The organism is Enterococcus xiangfangensis, assembly GCF_005405365.1.
Classification (GTDB): domain Bacteria; phylum Bacillota; class Bacilli; order Lactobacillales; family Enterococcaceae; genus Enterococcus_A; species Enterococcus_A xiangfangensis.
The window spans coordinates 49,747-73,912 of sequence record NZ_BJDX01000008.1 but is presented as its reverse complement, the minus strand read 5'-3'; the positions used below and the strand labels follow the sequence as shown (position 1 = coordinate 73,912).

Genomic DNA, 24,166 nt, shown 5'->3' with positions numbered 1-24,166 from the left:
TTTCTTAAAGACTAATGCTAAAATATACTAGCGGGTTTCTATCAAAAAATAGAAAATGAAAAGAACTAAAGGAGTAAGATAAACGAATGGCAAACTTTCTGAGACGAATGATTGAAAATGATAAAAAAGAATTGAAACGATTGAGCGGGATCGCTGATAAAATTGAAGAATTTTCTGACGCCATGGAAAAATTGTCAGATGAACAATTGCGGGGCAAGACTGATGAATTCAAAGGTCGCTATCAAGCAGGCGAAACGCTGGATGAACTATTGCCAGAAGCTTTTGCAGTAGTTCGTGAAGCAGCAAAACGGGTCTTAGGTCTGTACCCTTACCATGTTCAATTAATGGGAGGAATCGTTTTACACGATGGTAATATCCCTGAAATGAAAACAGGTGAAGGAAAAACGCTGACAGCAACGATGCCTGTTTATCTGAATGCTTTAACTGGCGAAGGGGTCCATGTAGTAACGGTCAATGAATATTTGGCAACACGTGACTCAAATGAAATGGGCGACTTGTATAACTTTTTAGGATTGAGCGTTGGTTTAAATATCAATTCAAAAACAGCAGATGAAAAACGTGCAGCGTATTCTTGCGACATCACGTATAGTACGAATAATGAATTAGGGTTCGACTACTTGCGCGACAACATGGTGGTTTACCAAAATCAAATGGTCCAACGGCCATTGAACTATGCGATTGTCGATGAAGTAGACTCGATTTTGATTGATGAAGCACGGACACCGTTGATTATCTCCGGTGCGGCTGAAAAATCTACAGCACTTTATACGCGGACCGATAATTTCGTGAAACGTTTGAAAGAAGATGAAGATTTTAAAATCGATATTCAATCAAAAACGATTGGGTTAACTGAACAAGGAATCGAAAAGGCAGAAGCAAACTTCGGTTTGGAAAATTTGTATGACTTAGATAATACGGCGTTGACGCACCACTTGGATCAAGCGTTGCGCGCAACTTTTATTATGATTCGTGACATTGACTATGTGGTCCAAGATGGAAAAGTCTTGATCGTTGATCAGTTTACCGGACGGATCATGGATGGTCGTCGTTATTCTGACGGCTTGCATCAAGCAATCGAAGCCAAAGAAGGCGTTGAGATCGAAGACGAAACGAAAACAATGGCAACGATCACTTTCCAAAACTATTTCCGGATGTATAAAAAATTAGCTGGGATGACCGGTACGGCCAAGACAGAAGAAGAAGAATTTCGTGAAATTTATAACATCGAAGTGATTCAGATTCCAACGAACCGTCCAGTTATTCGCGAAGATCATTCTGATTTATTGTACCCAACATTAGAAAGCAAGTTCCATGCGGTAGTACAAGACATCAAAGAACGCCATCGCAAAGGGCAACCGATTTTAGTCGGTACAGTTGCCGTTGAAACATCAGAGCTACTTTCAAACATGTTGGATCGTGAAAAAGTTCCCCATGAGATCTTGAATGCGAAGAATCACTTTAAAGAAGCAGAGATTATTATGAATGCAGGACAAAAAGGTTCTGTTACGATTGCAACCAACATGGCTGGTCGAGGAACCGATATCAAGTTGGGACTAGGCGTTGTTGAGTTAGGCGGATTGGCTGTTATCGGTACTGAACGTCATGAATCACGCCGAATCGATAATCAGCTGCGAGGACGTTCAGGTCGTCAAGGAGACCCAGGTGTTTCTCAATTCTATCTGTCATTAGAAGATGATTTGATGAAACGATTTGGTTCTGAACGAATCAAAGCTTTCTTAGATCGAATGAAAGTAGAAGACGAAGACGCTGTGATCCAAAGCAAAATGCTGACACGTCAAGTTGAATCGGCTCAAAAACGAGTAGAAGGAAACAACTACGATACTCGTAAAAATGTTTTACAATACGACGATGTGATGCGGGAACAACGGGAAGTCATCTATAAACAGCGTCAAGATGTAATCATGGGTGAAAAAGATTTAACACCAAACTTATTGAATATGGTACGTCGAACGATTTCACGAGTGGTAGACAGTCACACGCAATTAGACAAAGAAAATTGGAATCTTGAAGCATTGGCCGATTTTGCTGGTTCAACATTGGTTCATGAAGATTCTATTTCAACAGCTGATCTTGCAGACAAAACACCGGAAGAAATCAAAACGTACCTATACGATCGTGCCAAAGAAGTTTTTGATACAAAAGTATCGCAATTACAAAGTCCTGAACAACTGTTAGAATTTGAAAAAGTTGTTATTTTGCGAGTCGTTGATACAAAATGGACGGATCACATCGATGCGATGGATCAATTACGTCAATCTGTAGGACTGCGCGCATATGGACAAAATAATCCGCTTGTTGAATATCAAACAGAAGGGTACAAAATGTTTGAAGACATGGTCGGCGCGATTGAATTTGAAGTGACACGTCTGTTCATGAAAGCGGAGATCCGTCAAAATGTTCAACGGGAACAAGTCGCTCAAAATCAACAAGAGCATCCAGTTGAAGCGGACGGCGATCCAGAGAACTTGACTCATACCAAACAAAAACCGGTTCATGTTGAAAAAGTTGGACGTAATGATCCATGTCCATGCGGCAGCGGTAAAAAATATAAAAACTGCCATGGCAAGGAACAATAATTCTTTACAAGAAGAAATGAACCTTTAGGACGGGACATAGTTGCTATGTCTCGTCTTTTGCCAGTCTAATTGCAAGAAAAAGTAGCAAGAGTTGCTTGCAATAGATGTTTGCTCTAAAAAGTAAAAGCTAGTCATTTTTAATGGAGTAGACAACTCCGTTTTGTCTATGAGAAAGAAGGAAAAGATTTGGAAAACGCAGAAATCCGAAATTTGTTAGACACGATACAAGAACAAGTCGTAAGTTTCAGGGGGTCTCTTTGACCTCGAGCAGTTAGAAGAAGATATTGCTGAAGCGGAAAATCAAATGACCGCACCTGATTTTTGGGATGATTCAGAAAAAGCGCAGAATTTGATTAATCGCAACAATGCAATAAAAGAAACTTATGATCAATTTCAAGCGATTGCCGATGAGACAGATGAATTAAATGTGATGTGGGACATCCAGCAAGAAGATTTTGACGAGGATCTGCAAATAGAGTTGGAAGAACGCTTGTTACAATTACAAGAAAAAGTTTCCAGCTTTGAATTGTCGTTACTATTAGATGATCCTTATGATAAAAACAATGCGATTGTGGAATTGCACCCAGGAGCTGGTGGTACTGAATCACAAGACTGGGGCTCGATGCTTCTGCGAATGTATACACGTTGGGCAGAACAACATGGTTTTTCCGTCGAGACGATTGACTATCAATCAGGAGACGAAGCTGGGATTAAAAGTGTGACGCTTATGATCAAGGGCATCAATGCCTATGGTTACTTAAAATCTGAAAAAGGTGTCCATCGCCTAGTTCGGATCTCACCGTTTGATTCGGCCAATCGCCGGCATACTTCTTTTTGTTCTGTTGAGGTCATGCCTGAACTAGATGAAAATATTGAGATCGAGATCAATCCAGATGATTTGAAAGTCGATGTTTATCGAGCTAGCGGAGCTGGGGGACAGCATATCAATAAGACATCGTCAGCAGTTCGGATCACTCATTTACCGACCGGTACAGTTGCTGCCAGCCAAGCACAACGTTCACAATTTCATAATCGTGAGACTGCGATGCAAATGTTGAAAGCAAAACTCTATCAACTAGAAATCGAGAAAAAAGAACAAGAAGCGGCTGACTTAAGAGGCGAACAAAAAGAAATCGGCTGGGGCTCGCAAATTCGGTCTTACGTTTTTCATCCGTACACGATGGTAAAAGATCATCGCACTGAGTATGAAACCGGAAATGTCCAGGCAGTAATGGACGGAGAATTGGATCCTTTTATTGATGCGTACTTGAAATGGCGCCTAGCACAAGATGCTTAAGTTTGAAAATGAAATCAAATTGTAAAGTAATGCAAGCCAGTTGCAATGTTGGCATGCTATAATAACAAAGAATTTAAGAGGATTTGGAGAGATAAAGCATGATTGAAATGCAGGATGTAACAAAAAAATATCCTAATAAGACAACTGCTGTGCGTGGAATTTCGGTTCATATCAAGCAAGGCGAGTTTGTCTATGTCGTTGGTCCTTCCGGTAGCGGAAAATCAACTTTCATCAAATTGATGTATCGTGAAGAAAAAGCGACGTCAGGCAAAAAATTAGAAGTTGTAAACCATGACTTACTAAAAATCAAAAATAAGGAAGTTCCTTATTTGCGCCGTGACATTGGCGTCGTTTTCCAAGATTTCAAATTATTGCCCCGCAAAACGGTCTATGAAAATGTTGCCTATGCGATGCAAGTTATCGGACGCAAACCGCGAGAAGTCAAAAAACGTGTGATGGAAGTTTTGGATCTAGTCGGTTTGAAACACAAAGTCCGTGTCTTCCCAAGTGAATTATCTGGTGGGGAACAACAGCGGGTCTCAATCGCACGCGCCATCGTGAATACACCGAAAGTTTTGATTGCAGATGAACCAACAGGGAATTTAGATCCTGATACTTCATGGGAGATCATGCATCTATTGGAACGGATCAATAACCAAGGAACTACGATCGTAATGGCCACTCATAATAAAACGATTGTAGATACTATGCGCCATCGCTTGATCGCGATTGAAAATGGCTTGATCGTTCGGGACGAAGCGGAAGGAGAATATGAGTTTGATGATTAGAAATTTCTTCCGGCACTGGTTGGAAAGTGTCAAAAGTGTCAAACGTAATGGCTGGATGACCTTAGCATCAGTCAGCGCGGTGACGATTACATTGACGATGGTAGGGATTTTCCTTGCTGTGATCATGAATGCAACAAAATTAGCTCAAGATGTCGAAGGAAATGTCGAGGTGACAGTCTTCGTCGATATTGGTACAAAAGATAAAGATGTTAAGAAATTAAAAGCTGAATTAGAAGAAATCGATCATGTAGATGACGTTACTTTCTCCAGCAAACAAGAACAATTAAAAAAATTACAAAAACAAATGGGCGATGCTTGGGATCTGTTCGAAGGCGACAGCAATCCGCTGTATGATGTTTATGTCGTGCAAGCAACTGATGCACAATACATTCGTCCGGTAACACGAGAAGCAAGCCAGTTACAAAATGTCTTCCGAGCAAATTATGGTGGGAATTCGGCTGATCGAATCATCCAAATGGCAAAAGTTGTACGGACTTGGGGCTTAGCAGCGGCAGCATTATTAGTTTTTGTAGCAATCTTCTTGATCTCAAATACTATTCGGATCACGATCATCTCACGCAAAACAGAAATTCAAATCATGCGTTTGGTTGGTGCAAAAAATGGATATATCCGTTGGCCGTTCTTCCTTGAAGGTGGTTGGATTGGTCTGATCGGATCGATCGTCCCGATTTTAGTCTTAACTTATGGCTATTCACAAGTTTATGGATTGGCGGCACCTTATTTATTGCAATCAAATCTAGCGCTGTTGCGTCCAAATCAAATCGTTTGGGTCTTAGATATCATCATAGCAGTCGGCGGCTATTTGATTGGATCCATTGGTTCTGTTATTTCTATGCGCCGCTTTTTAAAGATCTAAAAGCAAACTTCTCCGGAATTTTCGGAGAAGTTTTTTAATAGCAAAAATAAATAGAAGAAATCGGTTAGTCAAAGCGGCTTGCCATTTTTGAAAAAAAGTTCTAGAATAACAATTAATTGAATCATCTGCTGCCGAGCAAGGGAGCCAATTTCGTAGGTCTGTGAAGAAATTGGTGCCCTTATTTTTTTTGATAATTGAAATGTGCAGTGTCAATTGTAAGCAATCGGTGATTTATTTAATCACAGCAGAAAAATTTGATGAGTGAAGGAGAAATAGTTATTATGGCATGGTTATTTTTAGTTACGGCAGGAATATTTGAAATGTTTTGGGCAACGATGATGAAGTTGAGTGAAGGGTTCAGTAAATTAAATTATTCGCTCCTAACAATAATCGGCATGATAGCAAGTTTTTATTTTTTAGCGAAATCTTTGCATGCATTGCCAATGAGTTTGGCCTATCCGATTTGGACAGGAATCGGTGCAGTTGGTTCGATCATTATCGGAATGTTGTTCTTCAAAGATCATTTGTCCCTTCTGACTAGTTTTTTTGTGGTACTTTTGATCGTAGGAATTATTGGGATCAAAGTTACCAGCGGGCATTAATAACTTTGATTTACTAACTAAAAAATTAGGAGGACCCTATGATTAAGTCAACGGATGAATTAACACCACAAGAATTATTAACGATTTTACAAGCGCGCACCGCAGTCTTTGTTGTAGAACAAGCATGTCCCTATCAAGAAGTGGATGAAGCAGATCGTCATGCTTTACATGTCTGGCTGGAAGAAAATGGTGAATTGAAAGCATACACACGTATTTTGGCCGAAGGAGACGAGATTCATTTTGGTCGAGTTTTGGTAGCAAAAAAATTTCGCGGACAAAAACTGGGACGTGAAATCGTTGCAACAACATTGAAAGAAATTGAGAAACGTTATCCAGAGCGTCCGGTTAGAATATCGGCACAAGCGTATTTGATTGATTTTTATCGTTCGTTTGGATTCAAAAAAAACTCTGAAATTTATTTGGAAGATGGGATCCCGCACGTTGAAATGTTTTTGCAGGCAATAAATCGTTGAGTCAGTCTGTTTACAATCGGCTTCGTCTCGGCTATCCTTTAGTAGGAGGGGTGTGGAAACATGTCTTTTGTGACAGAGCACTTAGGATTGTTTTTTTTAGGTATTAATACGATTTTATCGGTTATTATCGTCTTTCGAGAGCGGAAGGATACAGTTAATACATGGGCTTGGTTATTGGTATTGACTTTTATTCCGATTCTCGGCTTTATTTTGTATATCTTTTTTGGAAAAGGAATTTCTAAAGAACGTATTTTTGATTTGAAGATGCAGACAAAAATCGGGATGAATGTCGAGGTCCAACAGCAGCAACGTGCTTTGGCACGAGGACTTTTTCCAAAACCGATGACCAATCAAGTGGATCCGCGGCAGTTGATCTATATGCTGACGATGTTTGAAAGTTCTTTATATACGACAAACAACGAGGTCTTGCTTTATACAGATGGTCGTGAAAAATTCGATGCACTGATCGAAGATATCAATCAAGCGAATTATCATATCCATATGGAATATTATATTTACCGTGCGGATGCTTTAGGACTGGAAGTCAGAGCGGCATTGGTGGCGGCCGCAACTAGAGGAGTCAAAGTTAGGCTATTATTAGATGCTTGGGGATCTACCCAAGTCAATCGGCGTTTTTTAGCCCCTTTGATCGAAGCAGGCGGCGAAGTTGAATTTTTCTTTCCATTATTTTTGCCTTACTTAAATCCTCGAATGAATTACCGCAATCACCGAAAAATTGTCGTGATCGATGGGGAAATCGGTTATACCGGAGGATTCAATGTCGGCGATGAATATCTGGGTTTAGTAGAAAAATTTGGTTATTGGCGCGACAATCATTTACGTATCCGTGGACATGCAGTCTACACGTTACAAAACCGCTTTTTGATGGACTGGAATTCACAACAAAGATATGAACTTGTTTATCAGCCGGATTATTTTCCTAAAATTCATTCAGAAGGAAAACTTGCCTTGCAGATCGTCAGCAGTGGACCGGATAGTGAACATGAACAAATTAAATTAACTTACTTAAAAATGATCAACTTGGCTAAAAAAGAAATTTTGATCCAAACACCATATTATATTCCGGATGCTTCGATCCATGAGGCGCTGAAATTAGCATTGCTTTCAGGAGTCAAAGTTCGCATGCAGATTCCTAATAAGCCCGATCATCTTTTGGTGTATTGGGCAACGTATTCATTTGCGGCAGAATTATTGGAATATGGCGCGATTATTGAAACATATGAAAATGGATTTATTCATGCAAAAACGATGGTGATCGATGCAGGCATTGCTTCAGTCGGCTCTGCTAATATTGATGTTCGTTCTTTTAAACTCGATTTTGAGGTCAACACACTAGTTTATGACGCAAAGTTTGCCGAAAAACTGCGGGAAGAATTTTATAAAGATTCGAATAAATCTGACCTCTTGACCCAAGAAAAATACGATCAGCGTGGGACAGTCATCAAATTTAAAGAAGGCATCGCGCGTTTAGTTTCACCGCTCTTATAAAAATCATTTGCGCTTTTATGGCTTGATAGTATAAAATGAACTAGCTTGTTCAACAAATTCAAATTGAATAAGGGTGTTCATTCAACTTTTAGCAGTTTAATAAGGTATCAAACGGACCAAGTTTTTTAAACTAAACAAATTTGTATATGAATAGTTGAATGGTATACGGCATGAAAATAAGCATCATTTTTCTTTTGAAAAATGATTACTTAAAAATGAATAAGGAGATTTTTCATGAAAAAATGGTTAATTCCCCTATTAGGAGTTCTTTTGTTTTTATCTGGTTGTTCAAAATGGATCGATCGCGGTGAATCAATCACAGCAGTTGGCTCATCTGCTTTGCAGCCGTTAGTTGAAACGGTAGCTGAAGAATATCAAAGTAAAAATCCTGGCAGATTCATCAATGTCCAAGGCGGTGGAAGCGGCACAGGCCTCAGTCAAGTCCAATCAGGTGCTGTTGACATCGGTAATTCGGATGTTTTTGCTGAGGAAAAAAGTGGGATCGATGCAGAAAAATTAGTTGATCATCGAGTTGCCGTAGTGGGAATCACTCCAATCGTTAATAAAGGTGTCGGTGTAACGAATATTTCATTAGATAATTTGCGCAAGATCTTTCTTGGTGAAATCAAAAATTGGAAAGAACTCGGCGGAAAAGATTTAGAAATCGTTGTCTTGAATCGAGCAACTGGTAGCGGAACACGTTCAACTTTTGAACAATGGGTTTTAGATGGAAAAACAGCGATTCGTGCACAAGAGCAAGACTCAAGCGGAATGGTTCGCCAAATTGTCACGGATACACCTGGTGCGATCAGTTATACTGCATTTTCTTATGTAACAAAAGACGTTCAGGTGTTGAATGTTGATAATGTCGAACCGACAGATGAAAATGTCACGACCAATCATTGGAAAATCTGGGCGTATGAACATATGTATACAAAAGGTGAACCAACCAAATTAGTCAAAGACTTTCTTGATTACATGTTATCAGAGGAAGTTCAAGGAAAAGTTGTCTCAAAACTTGGTTATATCCCAATCTCAGATATGAAAGTAGAACGTGATTGGCAAGGAAATCAAATCAACTAATTATAGTTCAAAAAGGTTGCGGCTGAGGTCGCAACCTTTTTTGTCATTTTGACTATCAATGAATGAGCAGGATATCAGCTTTTTGTTTAAAAGCTAGTTATACTTTTAGAAAAGACAGCGGCAATTGCTTCTCAAATTCATTGATTGATAATAGCGCATGGGCAGTTTTAGCGGGGAAAATCGTTGATAAATGAAGCGGGTTTACACTTTCTTTACAATTGTCATGGAAGCGTTACACTAGATTAAAAGTAAATTGATTTTCGATGGGTAGAATAAGCTTGTTGGTTTGTAAAAAACCGAGTGGATTTAGTTAGAAGGAATCAGGAGGAGTAGGCCTTGGAGAATGAAGATGTAAAAAAAGCACTTACGACGAAATCAAAACGCGCAAGGATCGAGCAACGAGGACGTTTGATTAGTTTCATTTGTATCGCGCTGATCGTATTCGTTGTGGGAGCAATTTTCTATTTTGTAGCAAGTAAAGGATTATCGACCTTTTTTGTAGATAAAATCAATGTATTTGATTTTTTATTCGGAACAGTATGGAACCCTAGTGCAACAGGACCAGATGGCAAGCCATTAGTTGGAGCATTGCCAATGATTTTAGGCTCATTTATGGTGACTTTTTTATCCGCTATTGTAGCGACGCCTTTTGCGATCGGTGCGGCGGTCTTTATGACGGAAATTTCTCCGACGAAAGGTCAAAAATTCCTGCAACCGGTTATTGAACTATTAGTAGGAATTCCTTCAGTTGTTTATGGATTTATTGGTTTATCAGTAATCGTCCCATTCATTCGCTCAATTTTTGGCGGAACTGGTTTTGGAATTTTATCCGGAACATTTGTATTGTTTGTCATGATTTTACCAACCGTTACAACCATGACAGTCGACACCTTAAAATCTGTGCCGCGGCATTATCGTGAAGCATCATTAGCGCTAGGCGGTACTCGTTGGCAAACGATTTATAAAGTTGTCTTGCGAGCAGCCGTTCCTGGAATCTTGACGGCGGTTGTTTTCGGAATGGCGCGCGCGTTTGGTGAAGCCTTAGCAATTCAAATGGTGATCGGGAATGCAGCATTAATCCCAACAGGCTTGACGACGCCGGCTTCGACATTGACTTCGATCCTGACGATGGGAATCGGAAATACGATCATGGGAACTGTGGAAAATAATGTCTTATGGTCATTGGCATTGATCTTATTATTCATGTCATTAGTCTTTAATATTTTGATTCGTTACATCGGAAAGAAAGGGGACATAACGAATGGATAAGGCAAAACGCGCGGATAAGATTGCAACGAGCATTCTTTATACGATTTCTGGTTTGATCGTTGCGATCCTCGCTTTTCTATTACTTTATATTTTGATTCGCGGCTTGCCGCATGTTTCTTGGGAATTTTTAACTTCGCCATCAAAAGCGTATCAAGAAGGCGGCGGAATCGGTATCCAATTATTCAATTCGGTTTACTTGTTGTTAATCACAATGATCATCAGCTTACCGATTTCTTTAGGTGCAGGGATTTATTTATCTGAATACGCGAAGAAAAATTGGGTGACGAATTTGATTCGGACTTCGATTGAGATTTTAAGCTCATTGCCATCTGTTGTAGTTGGTCTATTCGGATTTTTGATCTTTGTTATTCAATTTGGGTATGGGTTTTCGATTCTTTCAGGAGCGTTAGCATTGACCTTGTTCAATTTGCCGTTGTTGACTCGAAACATTGAGGAGTCATTGCGGGCAATCCATTACACACAACGTGAAGCAGGATTAGCATTAGGTTTGTCGCGTTGGGAAACAGTAACTAAAATTGTTGTTCCAGATGCTTTGCCAGGAATTTTGACAGGAGTGATTTTGAGTTCTGGTCGAATTTTTGGTGAGGCTGCTGCGTTGATTTACACTGCTGGGCAAAGTGCACCGGCTTTGGATTTCACGAATCTCAACCCGTTAAGTGTTTCGAGTCCACTAAGTATTTTCCGCCAAGCAGAAACGCTAGCGGTTCATATTTGGAAAATCAATACTGAGGGGACTATGCCAGATGGTAATGCCGTTTCTGCCGGCGCTTCAGCTGTCTTGATTTTAGCCGTCTTACTGTTCAACTTTGGAGCACGTGCACTCGGCAATCGACTGCATAAAAGAATGACTTCATCATAAGCAAACGTACGAATCAGTAATTCGAATCACAATACTTGATGTTTCAGTATAGATTTTTGAAATGATACATGATGGAAATCAGATTCATTTTTCATAAAAATGAATACTTTGAAATGAATTAGGAGCAGTTCAATGAAAGAATACAATTGGGATGAACGCAATATCATCAGAATGCCAGATGAAGTTGCTTTACACACAGAAGATCTGCATGTCTTTTATGGAGATAACGAAGCCATTAAAGGGGTAGATCTAGAATTTGAAAAAAATAAAATCACCGCTTTGATCGGACCTTCAGGTTGTGGAAAGTCAACGTATCTGCGGTCGTTAAACCGAATGAATGATGGGATTGCAAGCGCTAGTGTAACTGGAAAGATTATGTACAAAGACGTAGATGTCAATGCGTCAAATATCGATGTTTATGAAATGCGCAAACGAATCGGCATGGTATTTCAACGCCCTAACCCTTTCAGCAAATCAATTCGTGACAATATCACATTCGCATTGAAACAACATGGATTACGTGACAAGCAGCAATTAGAAGAAATCGTTGAAACAAGCTTAAAACAAGCCGCTTTGTGGGATCAAGTGAAAGACAATCTAGATAAAAGTGCGCTGGCACTTTCAGGCGGACAACAACAACGCTTGTGTATCGCTCGAGCAATCGCTATGAAACCGGATATTTTATTACTGGATGAACCAGCTAGTGCATTAGATCCGATTTCAACTGGGACAGTAGAAGAAACACTTGTTCAATTAAAGGAAAATTATACGATCATCATCGTTACACACAATATGCAGCAAGCCGCTCGGATCAGCGATTACACCGCCTTTTTCTACTTAGGGCATGTCATTGAGTATGATGAAACGGCAAAAATATTCACCCGTCCGAAGATCCAAGCGACAGAAGATTACGTATCCGGACACTTTGGTTAAACAGCAGCTGCCAGTTCCATTTTTTGCAGTTAAGCACAGTTGAACTAACTTAGAAAAAAAGCGGAATATTTTAGATAAAAAAGCTAGTGGAATGGTATACGGCTTGAAAATAAGACTGATTTTTCTTTTTAGAAAAATCAATTCCTATATATGAAAAAGGAGAAAATTGAATGTCGAAGATTATTACTTCCAAAGACCTTCATTTATATTATGGTAAGAAAGAGGCCTTAAAGGGCATCGATATGGAAATTGAAAAAGGCGAGATCACTGCGATGATCGGACCTTCAGGTTGTGGAAAATCAACCTATTTACGGTCGTTGAATCGGATGAATGATTTGATTCCTGGAGTAACGATCACTGGTAGTGTCATGTATAAAGGCAAAGATATTTATAGCCCTAAGACAGATACTGTGAATTTGCGTAAAGAAATCGGCATGGTATTTCAACAGCCGAATCCGTTTCCCTTTTCAATTTACGAAAATGTTATCTATGGGTTAAAATTAAAGGGTGAGAAGGATAAAAACAAACTCGATCAAGTCGTTGAAGAAAGTTTGAAAGCAGCTTCTGTTTGGGATGATGTCAAAGACAAATTACACGAAAGTGCATTGTCGCTATCTGGTGGGCAGCAGCAACGTGTATGTATAGCTCGGGTGTTGGCCGTCAATCCTGAAGTAATTTTAATGGATGAACCTACCAGTGCCTTAGATCCGGTATCAACAGGTAAAATCGAAAATATGTTGCTGGAATTAAAAGAAAATTATACGATCATCATTGTGACCCACAATATGTCGCAAGCTTCACGGATTTCTGATCGCACGGCATTTTTCTTGCAAGGTGAACTGATTGAGTTTGATCAGACGAAGAAGATTTTCTTAGCCCCAGAAAAACAAGAGACAGAAGATTATATCTCAGGAAAATTTGGTTAGCATATAGTAAAAAAAACTTGCTATTAAAACAGGTAGTTAGATAATATAAATAAGAAGAGCAGTGCTAGCAACAGACGACTATTAATAAGGAGGGCAACGATGTTACGTACACAATTTGAAGAAGAGTTGTTGAATCTTCACAACCAGTTTTATGAAATGGGTATGATGGTCTCAAGTGCCGTGCATAAATCAGTGCGCTCATACATTGACCATGACAAAAAAATAGCGCAAGAGGTCATCGATCACGATATCGAGATCAATGACATGGAAGTCCGCCTAGAGAAAAAAAGTTTTGAAATGATCGCTTTGCAACAGCCGGTCACGACGGATCTGCGTACGATCATCACGATTATGAAAGCCAGTTCTGACTTGGAAAGAATGGGAGATCATGCGGTATCTGTCGCAAAATCGACCATTCGCCTGAAAGGTCTGCCACGTATTTTAGAAGTTGAAAAAGAAATCAATGAAATGTCTAACTATGTTAAAAAAATGGTGGACAATGTCTTGATCGCTTATGTAAAGACGGATGAAAAAGATGCGCGGATGATCGCCAAAATGGATGAGCGGGTAAATGATTATTTCCAAAAAATTTATGATATGACCACTAATACAATGGAAAAAGAATCTGATACGATTATTAGCGGGACAGACTATCTGCATGTTGCCGGCTATTTAGAACGTGTGGGTGATTATGTGACCAACATTTGCGAATGGATCGTTTATTTGGCGACAGGAAAGATCACTGAGTTAAACAGCAATCGTAATGAGACTTTTTAAGAAGAGCCAGCTGGAAGATTCTAGCTGGCTTTTCTTAATCAAGCTTGAAAAATAGGTTTCGATAGGATGCATTTTAGTTGAAACAATGATTATTTTTGAACTATTCTTATGATGACATTTAAGCTAGATTCTTTCCAAATAAAATAGGAAGCAACTCTTTATGAAGTCGGATAAAAAGATGGGTCTTTAGTCCTATGACAAATGCTCAGAAACATTGCATAATATGAATGTAAACAAAAGTAATGTATTTGCTTTTTGAAGGAGGCAATTTCTATGAATGAAAGACAACGAATTTTAGAATTAGTGAAAAAAGGTATTTTATCAACTGAAGAAGGTTTAGATTTATTAGAAAGCATGGCTAAGGCGAAAGATGAAGAGCAGATCAAACAAGCAGCAGATAAAGTAGATTCTTATCACCGTGACCAAGCGACGAATTTAGTTGATGAATGGGAAAATGAAACGGACACTGAAGAAATGGCTCGTTCTGAAAAACAGAACTTGGAAGAACTTGAAGCCTATTTCGATGATTTAGCGACAGAAGCGAACCAAATTTCTGTACATATCGATGAAATCAATCAAAAGAAAAAAGAATTAAGTGCAGCGCTTCATGAAAAAGAAGAAGTTTTGATGGAATTAGACACAAAAGAAGAATTGGATACTTTGTCTGAAGAAGATGATGCAATCCGTGAGGCTGTAGAAGACGAAATCGCTGAGCTGAAAGAACAAATCGAAGAGCTGGATGAACAAGTGGCTGAGCAAGAAGAAGAATTGAAAAATGTACAATCTAGTCAAAGCGAGACTCGCAAAGAACGCAACCGTGCGCGTTTTGATATTCCAGACGATTTGAAAGATCAAGCAAGCGAAACATTTACACAAGTTGGCGAGAAATTAGGAGAAGCAGGAATCCAATTAGGCCGCTTAATGAAGAAGACATTAAAGACAGTCTCTGATACGGTAGAAGAAAACGTTGATTGGAAAGACTTCAACGTAAAAGTTCCTGGACTAGTAACATCTAAATTTGAACATCAATTTTTATATACAGATGTTGAACCGACATTGATTGATATCAAACTAGCCAATGGGAAAGTTATCTTAAAGGCTTGGGATGATTCAGCAATCAAAGTGGATGCGAAAATCAAACTTTATGGTAAAATGAGTGAAGCAACGCCATTACAATCGTTATTAGAACGCAGCCAAATCGAAGTGAATGATGAACACATCTCGTTCCAAATTCCGAATAAACGGGTCCAAGCAGAATTGACGTTCTACTTGCCAAGACGTACCTATGATCATGTAGCAGTTAAACTATTAAATGGTGATTTGATCGTTGAAGAAATGGATGCAAAAGATGTTTACGCGAAATCAACAAACGGCAACATCAACTTCAAACAGATCAATGCGACTATGCTTGAAATCCAAGGTGTTAATGGCAATATTGAAATTCGCGAAGGTAAAATTTTAGACTCGATCATCGAAACAGTCAACGGCAGTATCACTACAAAAGCTGCGATTCAAAATTATGGGATTTCATTAGTCAATGGCGATGTGCGGTTGACAGCAGTCCATGATAATCTACAAAAAATCAAAGCAAGCTCAGTGAATGGGAATGTTAAAGTTTCATTGAATAAGTCGATTGGTCTAGAAGGACTAGCTAAGACAAGTTTAGGCAGCATCAATGATCGCTTATCGGACTATGAAGTGATCAGAGAGAAAAAAGAAAAAACAAATCGTTTGCTGCAATTCCGTCGAGTAGCGGATAAAATGGCTAAGATTGATGTTTCGACAACGACTGGTAGTATTTTCTTGAAAGATATTGATAACTAAGAAATAATAAGGAAGGAAGATTCATATGCGAAAAAGATTACAGAAGTCACGAACAAATGTGGTACTGACCGGTACCTTAGCTGGAATTGCCGAGTATTTCGGCATTGATCCAACAATCGTGCGTGTGATTTATGTTTTCTTGAGTTTTGGCTTGATCGGCGCACCGATTGTATTATATATCTTGTTAGCATTAGTGATTCCTGCAGGTCCAAGAGGTGGGGATTCTTATGGACATAACAATCCATACTATGGCAACAATGATTACAACAACTACGAGAAAAAGGCGTCCCGCCAACGTAAGAAAGCGGACAAAATTGACGATGATGACTGGAGCGACTTTTAATGACTTACTTACAGCGCTTAATAGCTAACGCATTGATTTTTATTTCACTATCGGTGCTCTTCCCCAACCATATTTATGTGGAAAGTCTGGTGATGGCTATTGCCGCAAGCTTTGTTCTATCAATATTGAATACATTAGTGAAACCGATTTTGACTCTGCTTTCACTGCCGTTGAATATTTTGACATTTGGACTGTTTAGCTTTGTGATTAGCGCTGGTATGTTGCAATTGACTTCTAACTTATTAGGAAACTATCGCTTTGGTTTCTCTAGTTTTACTGTTTCTATTTTAGTAGCGATCGTGATGGCGATTATCAATGCGATCGTTTCAGAACATAATATCGACAAGTATGCGGATAGGTAAATAACCTATCCGTTTTTTTGTTGAATGGATCAATGGAGTAGTGATTTTGCTCAAATCAACCGGTAGATCTTAATGACTTCACGAATTTTTTGTAAAGCCTTTCTTATTCTTGCTTTTGAAAGTTGTCTCTACCTAGTCACTCTATTGATAAAATGATAAAATAGAGCGGTAGTGTAGAAAAGAGGGATTATATGACTGAAACAGTGAGAGTAAAAGATTTAGTTGATAAACTTTCATTAGAAGTAGTAACAGGCGATGAAGAAAGTCTTACACGAGTCGTCACCACGGGTGATATTTCTCGGCCTGGATTGGAATTGACCGGCTATTTCAATTACTATTCCCATGATCGGTTGCAACTTTTTGGAAATAAAGAAATTACCTTTGCAGAACGAATGATGCCTGAAGAACGTTTGATGGTCTTGCGTCGGATGTGTAGCGATGATACGCCAGCGTTTATCGTTTCACGGGGGTTGACACCGCCAAAAGAGATGATCACAGCAGCTAGCGAACACAATATTCCAGTATTGAGCTCACCAATCTCCACCTCGCGTTTGCTTGGTGAAATCTCAAGCTTTCTAAATGGTGGCTTGGCGCCGCGGACGAGTGTCCATGGTGTATTGGTCGATGTATATGGTTTAGGGGTACTGATCCAAGGGGACAGTGGGATTGGTAAAAGTGAAACAGCTTTGGAATTAGTTAAGCGTGGACATCGTTTGATTGCAGATGATCGTGTCGATGTTTATCAACAAGATGAATTGACTTTAGTCGGTGAACCGCCAAAAATCTTACAGCATTTGATTGAGATTCGCGGAATCGGAATTATCGATGTGATGAATCTTTTTGGAGCTAGTGCTGTACGTGGATCAATGCCTGTCCAACTCGTCGTTTACTTGGAGAGCTGGTCTAAAGACAAAAAATACGATCGCTTAGGCAGCGGCAATACTGAAGTAGAGATTGCGGAAGTAAAAATCCCGCAAGTGAAAATTCCAGTGAAGACTGGGCGAAACGTCGCTATTATCATTGAAGTTGCGGCAATGAATTTCCGAGCACGGACGATGGGCTATGATGCGACGAAGACCTTTGAGAATCGCTTGACCCAATTAATTGAAGAAAATTCGGGACAGTAAGATGGTGGCACAAGTAAATCGCGTGGCCTTTGAATTAGTAGGTCTTCAAATTTATTGGTACGCGATCATCATCGTTTCAGGAATCGCTGTTGCTTTATGGCTAGCTAACCGCGAAGCTGTGCGAGTTGGATTAAAAGAAGATGACATGACAAATTTTATTCTCTGGGCATTGCCGATTGCAATCATCGGTGCTCGCTTGTATTACGTTTTATTTGATTTGGCACCGTATCTTGCAGATCCAGTTCAGATCTTTAATATTCGAAATGGCGGATTAGCAATCTATGGCGGATTGATTGCAGCAGTAATCGTGTTGATCATTTATACACGGTATCATTTTATTGATCCTTGGTTGTTTTTAGATGTAGTCGCTCCGGGAGTCATGTTGGCGCAAGCGATGGGGCGCTGGGGAAATTTCATGAATCATGAAGCTTATGGCGGAGAAACAACGCGTCAATTTTTAGAGAACTTGCATTTACCACAATTTATCATCAACAATATGTACATTGATGGTGCTTTTCGACAACCAACTTTTCTTTATGAATCGGTGTGGAGCTTCTTAGGATTCGTCTTGATTTTATTTATTAGAAAAAATGGGAAAATCAAGCGTGGCGAGCTCTTTTTAAGTTATATGGTCTGGTATAGTTTAGGTCGTTTCTTTATCGAAGGAATGCGGACAGATAGTCTTTATTTATTCGGCGGCATTCGAATCTCACAGCTATTATCAGTGATTTTGTTTATCAGCGGAATTATTTTATTGTATTATCGTCGGAAAAAAAGCACGAATATTAAGTTATATGAACGTGATAAAGGCGCTAACCAAGCTTTAATTTAAGCCTGAGGTATCAACAGCCTATGTTATGATAAAGAAAAAGGTTCGATACTTGTATGATGAATGAAAGACCAATTCTGTAAGTTGTTTTATAATGGCAGATTGGAATATAAGATGAGACGTAATATAAACTAGGAGGAACTCTCGGTGAAACAAAAAGTAGCAGTTTTAGGCCCCGGTTCTTGGGGGACCGCTTTAGCAAAAGTGTTAGCTGAAAATGGTCACGAGGTCAGACTTTGGGGAAACAACGAAGCGCAAATGGATGAGATCAATACGTATCATACCAATCGTCACTACTTGCCTGATTTAAAGATCCCTGAAAGTATCAAAGGGGAAAAAAGTTTGAAAAATGCAATCAAAGATGCAGATGCTGTTTTGTTTGTTATTCCAACAAAGGCGGTGCGAATCGTCGCTCAGGAATTCGCTCAAGTAGTTGAAAATAAACCGGTGATCATCCACGCAAGTAAAGGATTGGAACAAGGCACCCATAAACGTATTTCAGAAATTTTAACAGAAGAAATTCCTGAAGAACATCGTCAAGGCGTCGTTGTTTTATCAGGTCCAAGTCATGCAGAAGAAGTAGCAGTCCACGATATCACAACAATCACAGCTGCTAGCGAAGACAAGACCTTAGCGGCATATGTTCAAAAATTATTCATGAATGAATATTTGCGAATTTATACGAATACCGACGTTATCGGCGTCGAGACGGGCGCGGCATTAAAAAATATTATTGCCTTAGGTGCAGGTGCACTACATGGTCTTTCTTATGGAGACGATGCGAAGGCTGCCATCATGACTCGCGGTCTAGCAGAGATCAGCCGTCTCGGTGTAGCGATGGGTGCCAATCCATTGACTTTCATCGGACTGAGCGGTGTTGGAGATCTAATTGTTACTTGTACATCTGTTCATTCGCGAAACTGGCGGGCGGGCAATCTTTTAGGCAAAGGTCATAAATTAGATGAAGTTTTAGATAATATGGGAATGATTGTTGAAGGTGTATCCACAACGAAAGCAGCAAAAGAGTTGGCTGATCGTTTGAATGTCAGCATGCCGATTACCGAAACAATCTATGATGTTTTGTATAATGGTAAAGATGTCCGTCAAGCGTGTCGTGATTTGATGATGCGCGAAGGTACATTTGAAAATGAATTTACTTTAGAGTAGAAAGTGTGGGAAAAAAGTCATGCGAGTTAAAAAAGCAGTCATTCCAGCCGCTGGATTAGGAACGAGATTTTTACCGGCAACTAAAGCAATGGCCAAAGAAATGCTGCCAATTGTTGACAAACCAACGATTCAATTTATCGTAGAAGAAGCATTGAATTCTGGTATCGAAGATATTTTGATCGTGACCGGAAAAGCGAAACGTCCAATCGAGGACCACTTTGATTCAAATGTGGAATTAGAGATGAATCTAAAAGAAAAAGGCAAAACAGATCTATTAAAATTAGTTGAAGAAACAACCGACGTGAACTTGCATTTCATTCGTCAATCACATCCTAAAGGATTAGGTCACGCTGTTTTACAAGCCCGTGCCTTTGTAGGAAATGAACCCTTTGTTGTTATGCTGGGAGACGATTTGATGGAAGATCGTGTGCCATTGACTAAACAATTGATGAACGATTATGAACAAACTCATGCGTCAACAATCGCTGTGATGCGTGTTCCAGAAGAAGAGACTTCGAAATATGGAATCATCAATCCGGGTGAAGAAGTTTCTAAAGGATTATTCAATGTGAAAAATTTTGTAGAAAAACCAAAACCTAAAGAAGCACCAAGTAATTTGGCGATTATTGGCCGCTATTTATTGACACCTGAAATTTTTGACGTCTTGGCAACACAAAAGCCAGGAGCTGGAAATGAGATTCAATTGACCGATGCGATCGATACGTTGAATAAAACACAACGCGTCTTTGCTCATGAATTTAATGGAAAACGATATGATGTAGGCGATAAATTCGGCTTTATGACAACGAGTATCGAATACGGATTAAAACATCCAGAGATCAAAGATAAATTGCAAGATTACATCATCGCTTTAGGAAAAGAATTAAGCGAACAAAATAAACCCAAAAAATAATAGGAAGAGGCTGTGATAAGATTTCTGTCACAGTCTTTTTTGCATCTTTTGGGAAAAGTTTAGATGTAATGATTGATTAAACAAACTATCTTCAAAATTTTCAAAAGCAACTCGATCAGCTGTTTTTTATTCGACGCGATTCTAACTCTTTCTCTTTCATTAATTTACGTGAGAATGGTATAATTTAAATTAGTATAACGAGTGAAAGTAGAAAGGAGCGATTAAATGAGTTTAGGCGGCATTGCAGCCCTGATTGCGGCTCTAGCATTTGTTGTTTTGGTTATCTTTTTAGTTCGTGTCTTAAGTCAAGTCTCAAAAACAGTTGAGAAAGTTGAGACGACCGTGACTGAAGCCAATACAACGATCGACGTTCTGACTAAAGACGTGGATTTACTTATGCAGCAAGTAGAAGGATTATTGGTCAAAAGCAATCATTTATTGAATGATATCAACGGAAAAGTAGAAACAATTGATCCATTATTTACGGCGGTGGCTGATTTGAGCCAGAGTGTTTCTGACTTAAATACTACAAGTCGAAATCTAGCGGGAAAAGTTAGCGGAGCCGGTAAAAATGCGGCGAAAGCCAGTGTGGCAGGAAAAGTTGGCGCAACAACGATGAGATTCTTTAAAGATCGCAAGACAACAACGAAAGCGGAGGGATAAGAATGGCAAAACGCGGAAAATTTTTAGCAGGTGCCTTGATCGGCGGCGCAGCAGCAGCGGCAGCAGCGCTACTATTAGCACCAAAATCAGGTAAAGAGTTGCGTGAAGACTTGGCGAAGAAAACGGATGATTGGTTGGATTTAGCTTCAGATTACACAGATGATTTTGTCACAAAGACAAGTGAAATGGGATCAATCGTGAAGGAGCGGGCTTCTGATTTAAGCGATCAAGCAAATGATTTAGCTTCGACTGTAAAAGGAAAAGTCACCGATTCAATGGATGACATTGATGATATCACATCGGATACATTGGAAGATCTAAAGCGTCAAAGTTCTGATTTGTCTGATCGCTTCCGTAAAGCGGCAAGCGATGCAAAAGACGTTGCTGAAGATGCTTCAGAAGATATTGTGATTGATGTTAAAGAGACAAATGAAGACGCAAAAGAAACCGTTTCTGAAGGTGCAGAAGCATTAGTCGATAAAACAAAAGAACTAAATGCAGAAAAACCAGATTTCGCTGAAGTTAAAGAAGAACTAAAAGAAGAAATCGAAAAAAATAATCCCGAATAAACAAAAAATGGCTCTCAATAGTGAGGGCTGTTTTTTTGTGGAGAGTTTAAGAATAAGTTCGTCGTTTATGGGGAACAAGTGCAAAAATAATATGGATTTACATAAAACGCTTACATGAAATTAAGAAAAAAGGTGTAAAACGGTTGCAATCAGTGAAACAACGTGCTATTATCTTTTAGAAATGTAAATGACATTTTCTGAAAATATGATAAAAGGAGCATACCATGGAAAAGCAAACAATTACGATTTATGATGTTGCCCGTGAAGCAAATGTTTCAATGGCGACCGTTTCTCGTGTAGTCAACGGCAATCCCAATGTAAAACCAACAACACGTAAAAAGGTGTTAGAAGTTATTGAACGTCTAGATTATCGTCCAAATGCTGTCGCACGCGGATTAGCAAGTAAGAAAACAACGACTGTCGGTGTCATCATTCCGGATGTCAGCAATATGTTTTTCGCATCATTGGCTCGCGGAATTGATGATATTGCGACGATGTACAAATATAATATTATTTTAGCCAACTCTGACGGTGAAGCACAAAAAGAAGTCAATGTGTTAAATAACCTATTAGCAAAACAAGTTGACGGTGTGATTTTTATGGGCCACCGTATCACGGATGAAATCCGTGCCGAATTCTCTCGTTCCAAAACACCGATTGTTTTAGCTGGTTCAATCGATCCAGATGAACAAGTCGGCAGTGTCAATATCGATTATACAGCTGCAACGAAAGAATCAATCGATTTATTAGCCAAACACGGCAATAAGAAAATTGCTTTCATCAGCGGTGCATTGATCGATCCTATCAATGGACATGCCCGTATGGATGGCTATAAAGCATCATTAGCTGAACATGATTTGGAATACAGCGAAGGGTTGATCTTTGAAGCACCATACAATTTTAAAGAAGGAATTGCTTTGACTGACCGTATTTTAAACAGTGGAGCAACTGCGGCTTATGTAACAGATGACGCATTAGCAATTGGTCTATTGGATGGTTTGATCGACAAAGGCGTGAAAGTTCCAGAAGAATTTGAGATCATCACGAGCAATGATTCATTGCTGACAGAAGTAGCTCGTCCACGCTTGAGCAGTGTGACTCAGCCATTGTATGATATCGGTGCTGTAGCAATGCGCTTGTTGACAAAAATGATGAATAAAGAAGAAATCGAACAAAAAACAATCGAATTACCACATGGTGTTTTCGAAAAAGGTTCAACGAGACAATAATTAAATGAGTAGGGTGGAAAGATTCTGTTTTTTAAATAGAGGTAGGTTACAGAAGATAACTTCTCCATTCCTAGTTAAGAGGTTGCGGCAATCGATGTCGCGACCTCTTTTTTTGTGGAAATGATAGTGAATAAGAGAAATTACATGGTGGATGGATGCCGCCGTGCAAAATCAAAAAAGCGAAATTTGTCGACTTGATGCCGACTCTCCGTGTATTGAAATTGACGAGCATCGCTAGTAAAAACACGACTTTTCACTGATACGATATTGATATCGTGTTGATTCAGATCAAGCAACTCACGATCTTCATCGGTCAATGCATCGATCGTGATTTCTTTTTCGGCAAAAGAAATATTGATCTCTAATTGATTCTCAAAATACCGATAGATAGAATCTTTAGCAATTTCCGTATCCAATTCCGGTACGATCACAGTCGACAGCAGATCTTTGTCGAGGATCACTTTTTTTTGATCGATAGCACGGGTGCGGATCAGCTCCCAACAAACAGCACCGACTTCAAAACCAGTAAGATGGGCTGTTTCTTGATCAATCGTGATCTTTCTAAGACTGACTACTACGGTGCTGCTTTCATAGCCATAAGAATTTTGCAGTTCTTTATAACTGGTCAGACCAGAAACAGGGAAACGCAGTTGTTCCCGTTTTAAAACAAGCGAGCCTTTTCCTTGGATTTTTTGGATATACCCATTAGCCATTAAAAGCGCGAGCGCTTTTCGAATAGTGTCACGGGAAACGTGGTAGGTTTGTCGAAGTTTATTTTCACTAGGCAGATAAGTGCCCGCTTCATAAATATCTTTTAAAATCCCTCGTTCAAGTGCTTGATAAATCACTTCATAATTTTTCATCAAATCATCCTAACTTGTCCGTATATGTTTTATTATTATACAAATAAAGAAACTAAAAGTAAAACGCTTTCTTAGGCATTCGTAAAACAAAAATGAGAAAATTCTTATTTCAGCTGGAACTTGTTGGTTGTATCACCAACCTGTGGGTAGTTGATAGACCAAAAAGATGTAGATAAAAATTGTTATCTTTCATTTAGATTAAAAATATCTAATATAACGGTTTTTGCCATACATGTAAGCGGTTT

24 protein-coding genes are annotated in these 24,166 nt (G+C 39.2%); 23 read left to right on the top strand and 1 reads right to left on the bottom strand.

Annotated elements, in window-relative coordinates; all coding sequences use genetic code 11:
• Positions 1 to 86 precede the first annotated feature (86 nt).
• The 23 genes from secA to ccpA all read left to right on the top strand — a co-directional run bounded on the left by secA (position 87) and on the right by ccpA (position 23,058).
• A complete protein-coding gene (secA, locus tag FFM68_RS10295; protein ID WP_137619251.1) occupies positions 87 to 2,618 on the top strand; it encodes a preprotein translocase subunit SecA in 2,532 nt (843 codons plus the stop codon).
• Positions 2,619 to 2,804: 186 nt separating this feature from the next.
• Positions 2,805 to 3,915 (top strand): peptide chain release factor 2 gene (gene prfB / locus FFM68_RS10290; RefSeq protein ID WP_137619250.1). Its coding sequence is split into 2 segments (ribosomal slippage): positions 2,805 to 2,876 and positions 2,878 to 3,915, totalling 1,110 coding nucleotides; the frame shifts between segments, so codons are not numbered across the junction.
• A 98-nt stretch (positions 3,916 to 4,013) separates the two neighbouring features.
• Entirely contained in the window at positions 4,014 to 4,703 is a 690-nt protein-coding gene (ftsE, locus tag FFM68_RS10285) for a cell division ATP-binding protein FtsE (RefSeq protein WP_137619249.1), read from the top strand.
• Complete coding sequence (ftsX, locus tag FFM68_RS10280; RefSeq protein WP_137619290.1) at positions 4,696 to 5,580, top strand: permease-like cell division protein FtsX; 885 nt, start codon at positions 4,696 to 4,698, stop codon at positions 5,578 to 5,580. Before ftsE ends, ftsX begins: the two co-directional genes overlap by 8 nt.
• A gap of 281 nt (positions 5,581 to 5,861) precedes the next feature.
• Positions 5,862 to 6,182, top strand: coding sequence for a DMT family transporter (locus tag FFM68_RS10275; RefSeq protein WP_137619248.1), 321 nt, complete (start codon positions 5,862 to 5,864; stop codon positions 6,180 to 6,182).
• Between the two features lie 38 nt (positions 6,183 to 6,220).
• The gene (locus FFM68_RS10270) at positions 6,221 to 6,655 is read left to right on the top strand and encodes a GNAT family N-acetyltransferase (RefSeq protein WP_137619247.1); all 435 of its coding nucleotides are present in this window, start codon (positions 6,221 to 6,223) and stop codon (positions 6,653 to 6,655) included.
• A 60-nt stretch (positions 6,656 to 6,715) separates the two neighbouring features.
• Complete coding sequence (gene cls, locus FFM68_RS10265; RefSeq protein ID WP_137619246.1) at positions 6,716 to 8,164, top strand: cardiolipin synthase; 1,449 nt, start codon at positions 6,716 to 6,718, stop codon at positions 8,162 to 8,164.
• 234 nt (positions 8,165 to 8,398) lie between these two features.
• Entirely contained in the window at positions 8,399 to 9,247 is an 849-nt protein-coding gene (locus FFM68_RS10260; RefSeq protein ID WP_137619245.1) for a phosphate ABC transporter substrate-binding protein PstS, read from the top strand.
• A 336-nt stretch (positions 9,248 to 9,583) separates the two neighbouring features.
• A complete protein-coding gene (gene pstC / locus FFM68_RS10255) occupies positions 9,584 to 10,516 on the top strand; it encodes a phosphate ABC transporter permease subunit PstC (protein WP_137608671.1) in 933 nt (310 codons plus the stop codon).
• Complete coding sequence (pstA, locus tag FFM68_RS10250) at positions 10,509 to 11,396, top strand: phosphate ABC transporter permease PstA (RefSeq protein WP_137619244.1); 888 nt, start codon at positions 10,509 to 10,511, stop codon at positions 11,394 to 11,396. The genes pstC and pstA overlap by 8 nt, the downstream gene beginning before the upstream one ends.
• A gap of 132 nt (positions 11,397 to 11,528) precedes the next feature.
• Positions 11,529 to 12,329, top strand: coding sequence for a phosphate ABC transporter ATP-binding protein PstB (pstB, locus tag FFM68_RS10245; RefSeq protein ID WP_137619243.1), 801 nt, complete (start codon positions 11,529 to 11,531; stop codon positions 12,327 to 12,329).
• A 170-nt stretch (positions 12,330 to 12,499) separates the two neighbouring features.
• Complete coding sequence (gene pstB / locus FFM68_RS10240) at positions 12,500 to 13,255, top strand: phosphate ABC transporter ATP-binding protein PstB (protein ID WP_137619242.1); 756 nt, start codon at positions 12,500 to 12,502, stop codon at positions 13,253 to 13,255.
• A 99-nt stretch (positions 13,256 to 13,354) separates the two neighbouring features.
• Positions 13,355 to 14,032 (top strand): phosphate signaling complex protein PhoU, encoded by a 678-nt coding sequence (gene phoU / locus FFM68_RS10235; protein WP_137608677.1) that lies wholly within the window; start codon positions 13,355 to 13,357, stop codon positions 14,030 to 14,032.
• A 273-nt stretch (positions 14,033 to 14,305) separates the two neighbouring features.
• A complete protein-coding gene (gene liaX / locus FFM68_RS10230) occupies positions 14,306 to 15,856 on the top strand; it encodes a daptomycin-sensing surface protein LiaX (protein ID WP_137619241.1) in 1,551 nt (516 codons plus the stop codon).
• A gap of 25 nt (positions 15,857 to 15,881) precedes the next feature.
• Positions 15,882 to 16,199, top strand: coding sequence for a PspC domain-containing protein (locus FFM68_RS10225; protein ID WP_137619240.1), 318 nt, complete (start codon positions 15,882 to 15,884; stop codon positions 16,197 to 16,199).
• Complete coding sequence (locus FFM68_RS10220) at positions 16,199 to 16,561, top strand: phage holin family protein (protein WP_137619239.1); 363 nt, start codon at positions 16,199 to 16,201, stop codon at positions 16,559 to 16,561. Before FFM68_RS10225 ends, FFM68_RS10220 begins: the two co-directional genes overlap by 1 nt.
• Before the next feature lie 191 nt (positions 16,562 to 16,752).
• Positions 16,753 to 17,688: an HPr(Ser) kinase/phosphatase gene (gene hprK / locus FFM68_RS10215; RefSeq protein ID WP_137619238.1), complete on the top strand. Its 936-nt coding sequence runs from the start codon at positions 16,753 to 16,755 to the stop codon at positions 17,686 to 17,688.
• Position 17,689: 1 nt separating this feature from the next.
• Complete coding sequence (gene lgt / locus FFM68_RS10210) at positions 17,690 to 18,520, top strand: prolipoprotein diacylglyceryl transferase (RefSeq protein WP_137619289.1); 831 nt, start codon at positions 17,690 to 17,692, stop codon at positions 18,518 to 18,520.
• A gap of 144 nt (positions 18,521 to 18,664) precedes the next feature.
• Entirely contained in the window at positions 18,665 to 19,684 is a 1,020-nt protein-coding gene (locus tag FFM68_RS10205) for an NAD(P)H-dependent glycerol-3-phosphate dehydrogenase (RefSeq protein WP_137619237.1), read from the top strand.
• 19 nt (positions 19,685 to 19,703) lie between these two features.
• Positions 19,704 to 20,597, top strand: coding sequence for a UTP--glucose-1-phosphate uridylyltransferase GalU (gene galU / locus FFM68_RS10200; protein WP_137619236.1), 894 nt, complete (start codon positions 19,704 to 19,706; stop codon positions 20,595 to 20,597).
• A 225-nt stretch (positions 20,598 to 20,822) separates the two neighbouring features.
• Positions 20,823 to 21,260, top strand: a complete 438-nt coding sequence (locus tag FFM68_RS10195; protein WP_137619235.1) for a DUF948 domain-containing protein — start codon at positions 20,823 to 20,825, stop codon at positions 21,258 to 21,260.
• 2 nt (positions 21,261 to 21,262) lie between these two features.
• Positions 21,263 to 21,829: a YtxH domain-containing protein gene (locus FFM68_RS10190; protein WP_137619234.1), complete on the top strand. Its 567-nt coding sequence runs from the start codon at positions 21,263 to 21,265 to the stop codon at positions 21,827 to 21,829.
• A 224-nt stretch (positions 21,830 to 22,053) separates the two neighbouring features.
• Entirely contained in the window at positions 22,054 to 23,058 is a 1,005-nt protein-coding gene (gene ccpA / locus FFM68_RS10185) for a catabolite control protein A (protein ID WP_137619233.1), read from the top strand.
• A 140-nt stretch (positions 23,059 to 23,198) separates the two neighbouring features.
• On the opposite strand, the gene treR is transcribed toward ccpA, so the two are convergent.
• A complete protein-coding gene (gene treR, locus FFM68_RS10180; protein ID WP_137619232.1) occupies positions 23,199 to 23,921 on the bottom strand; it encodes a trehalose operon repressor in 723 nt (240 codons plus the stop codon).
• Positions 23,922 to 24,166: the final 245 nt, after the last annotated feature.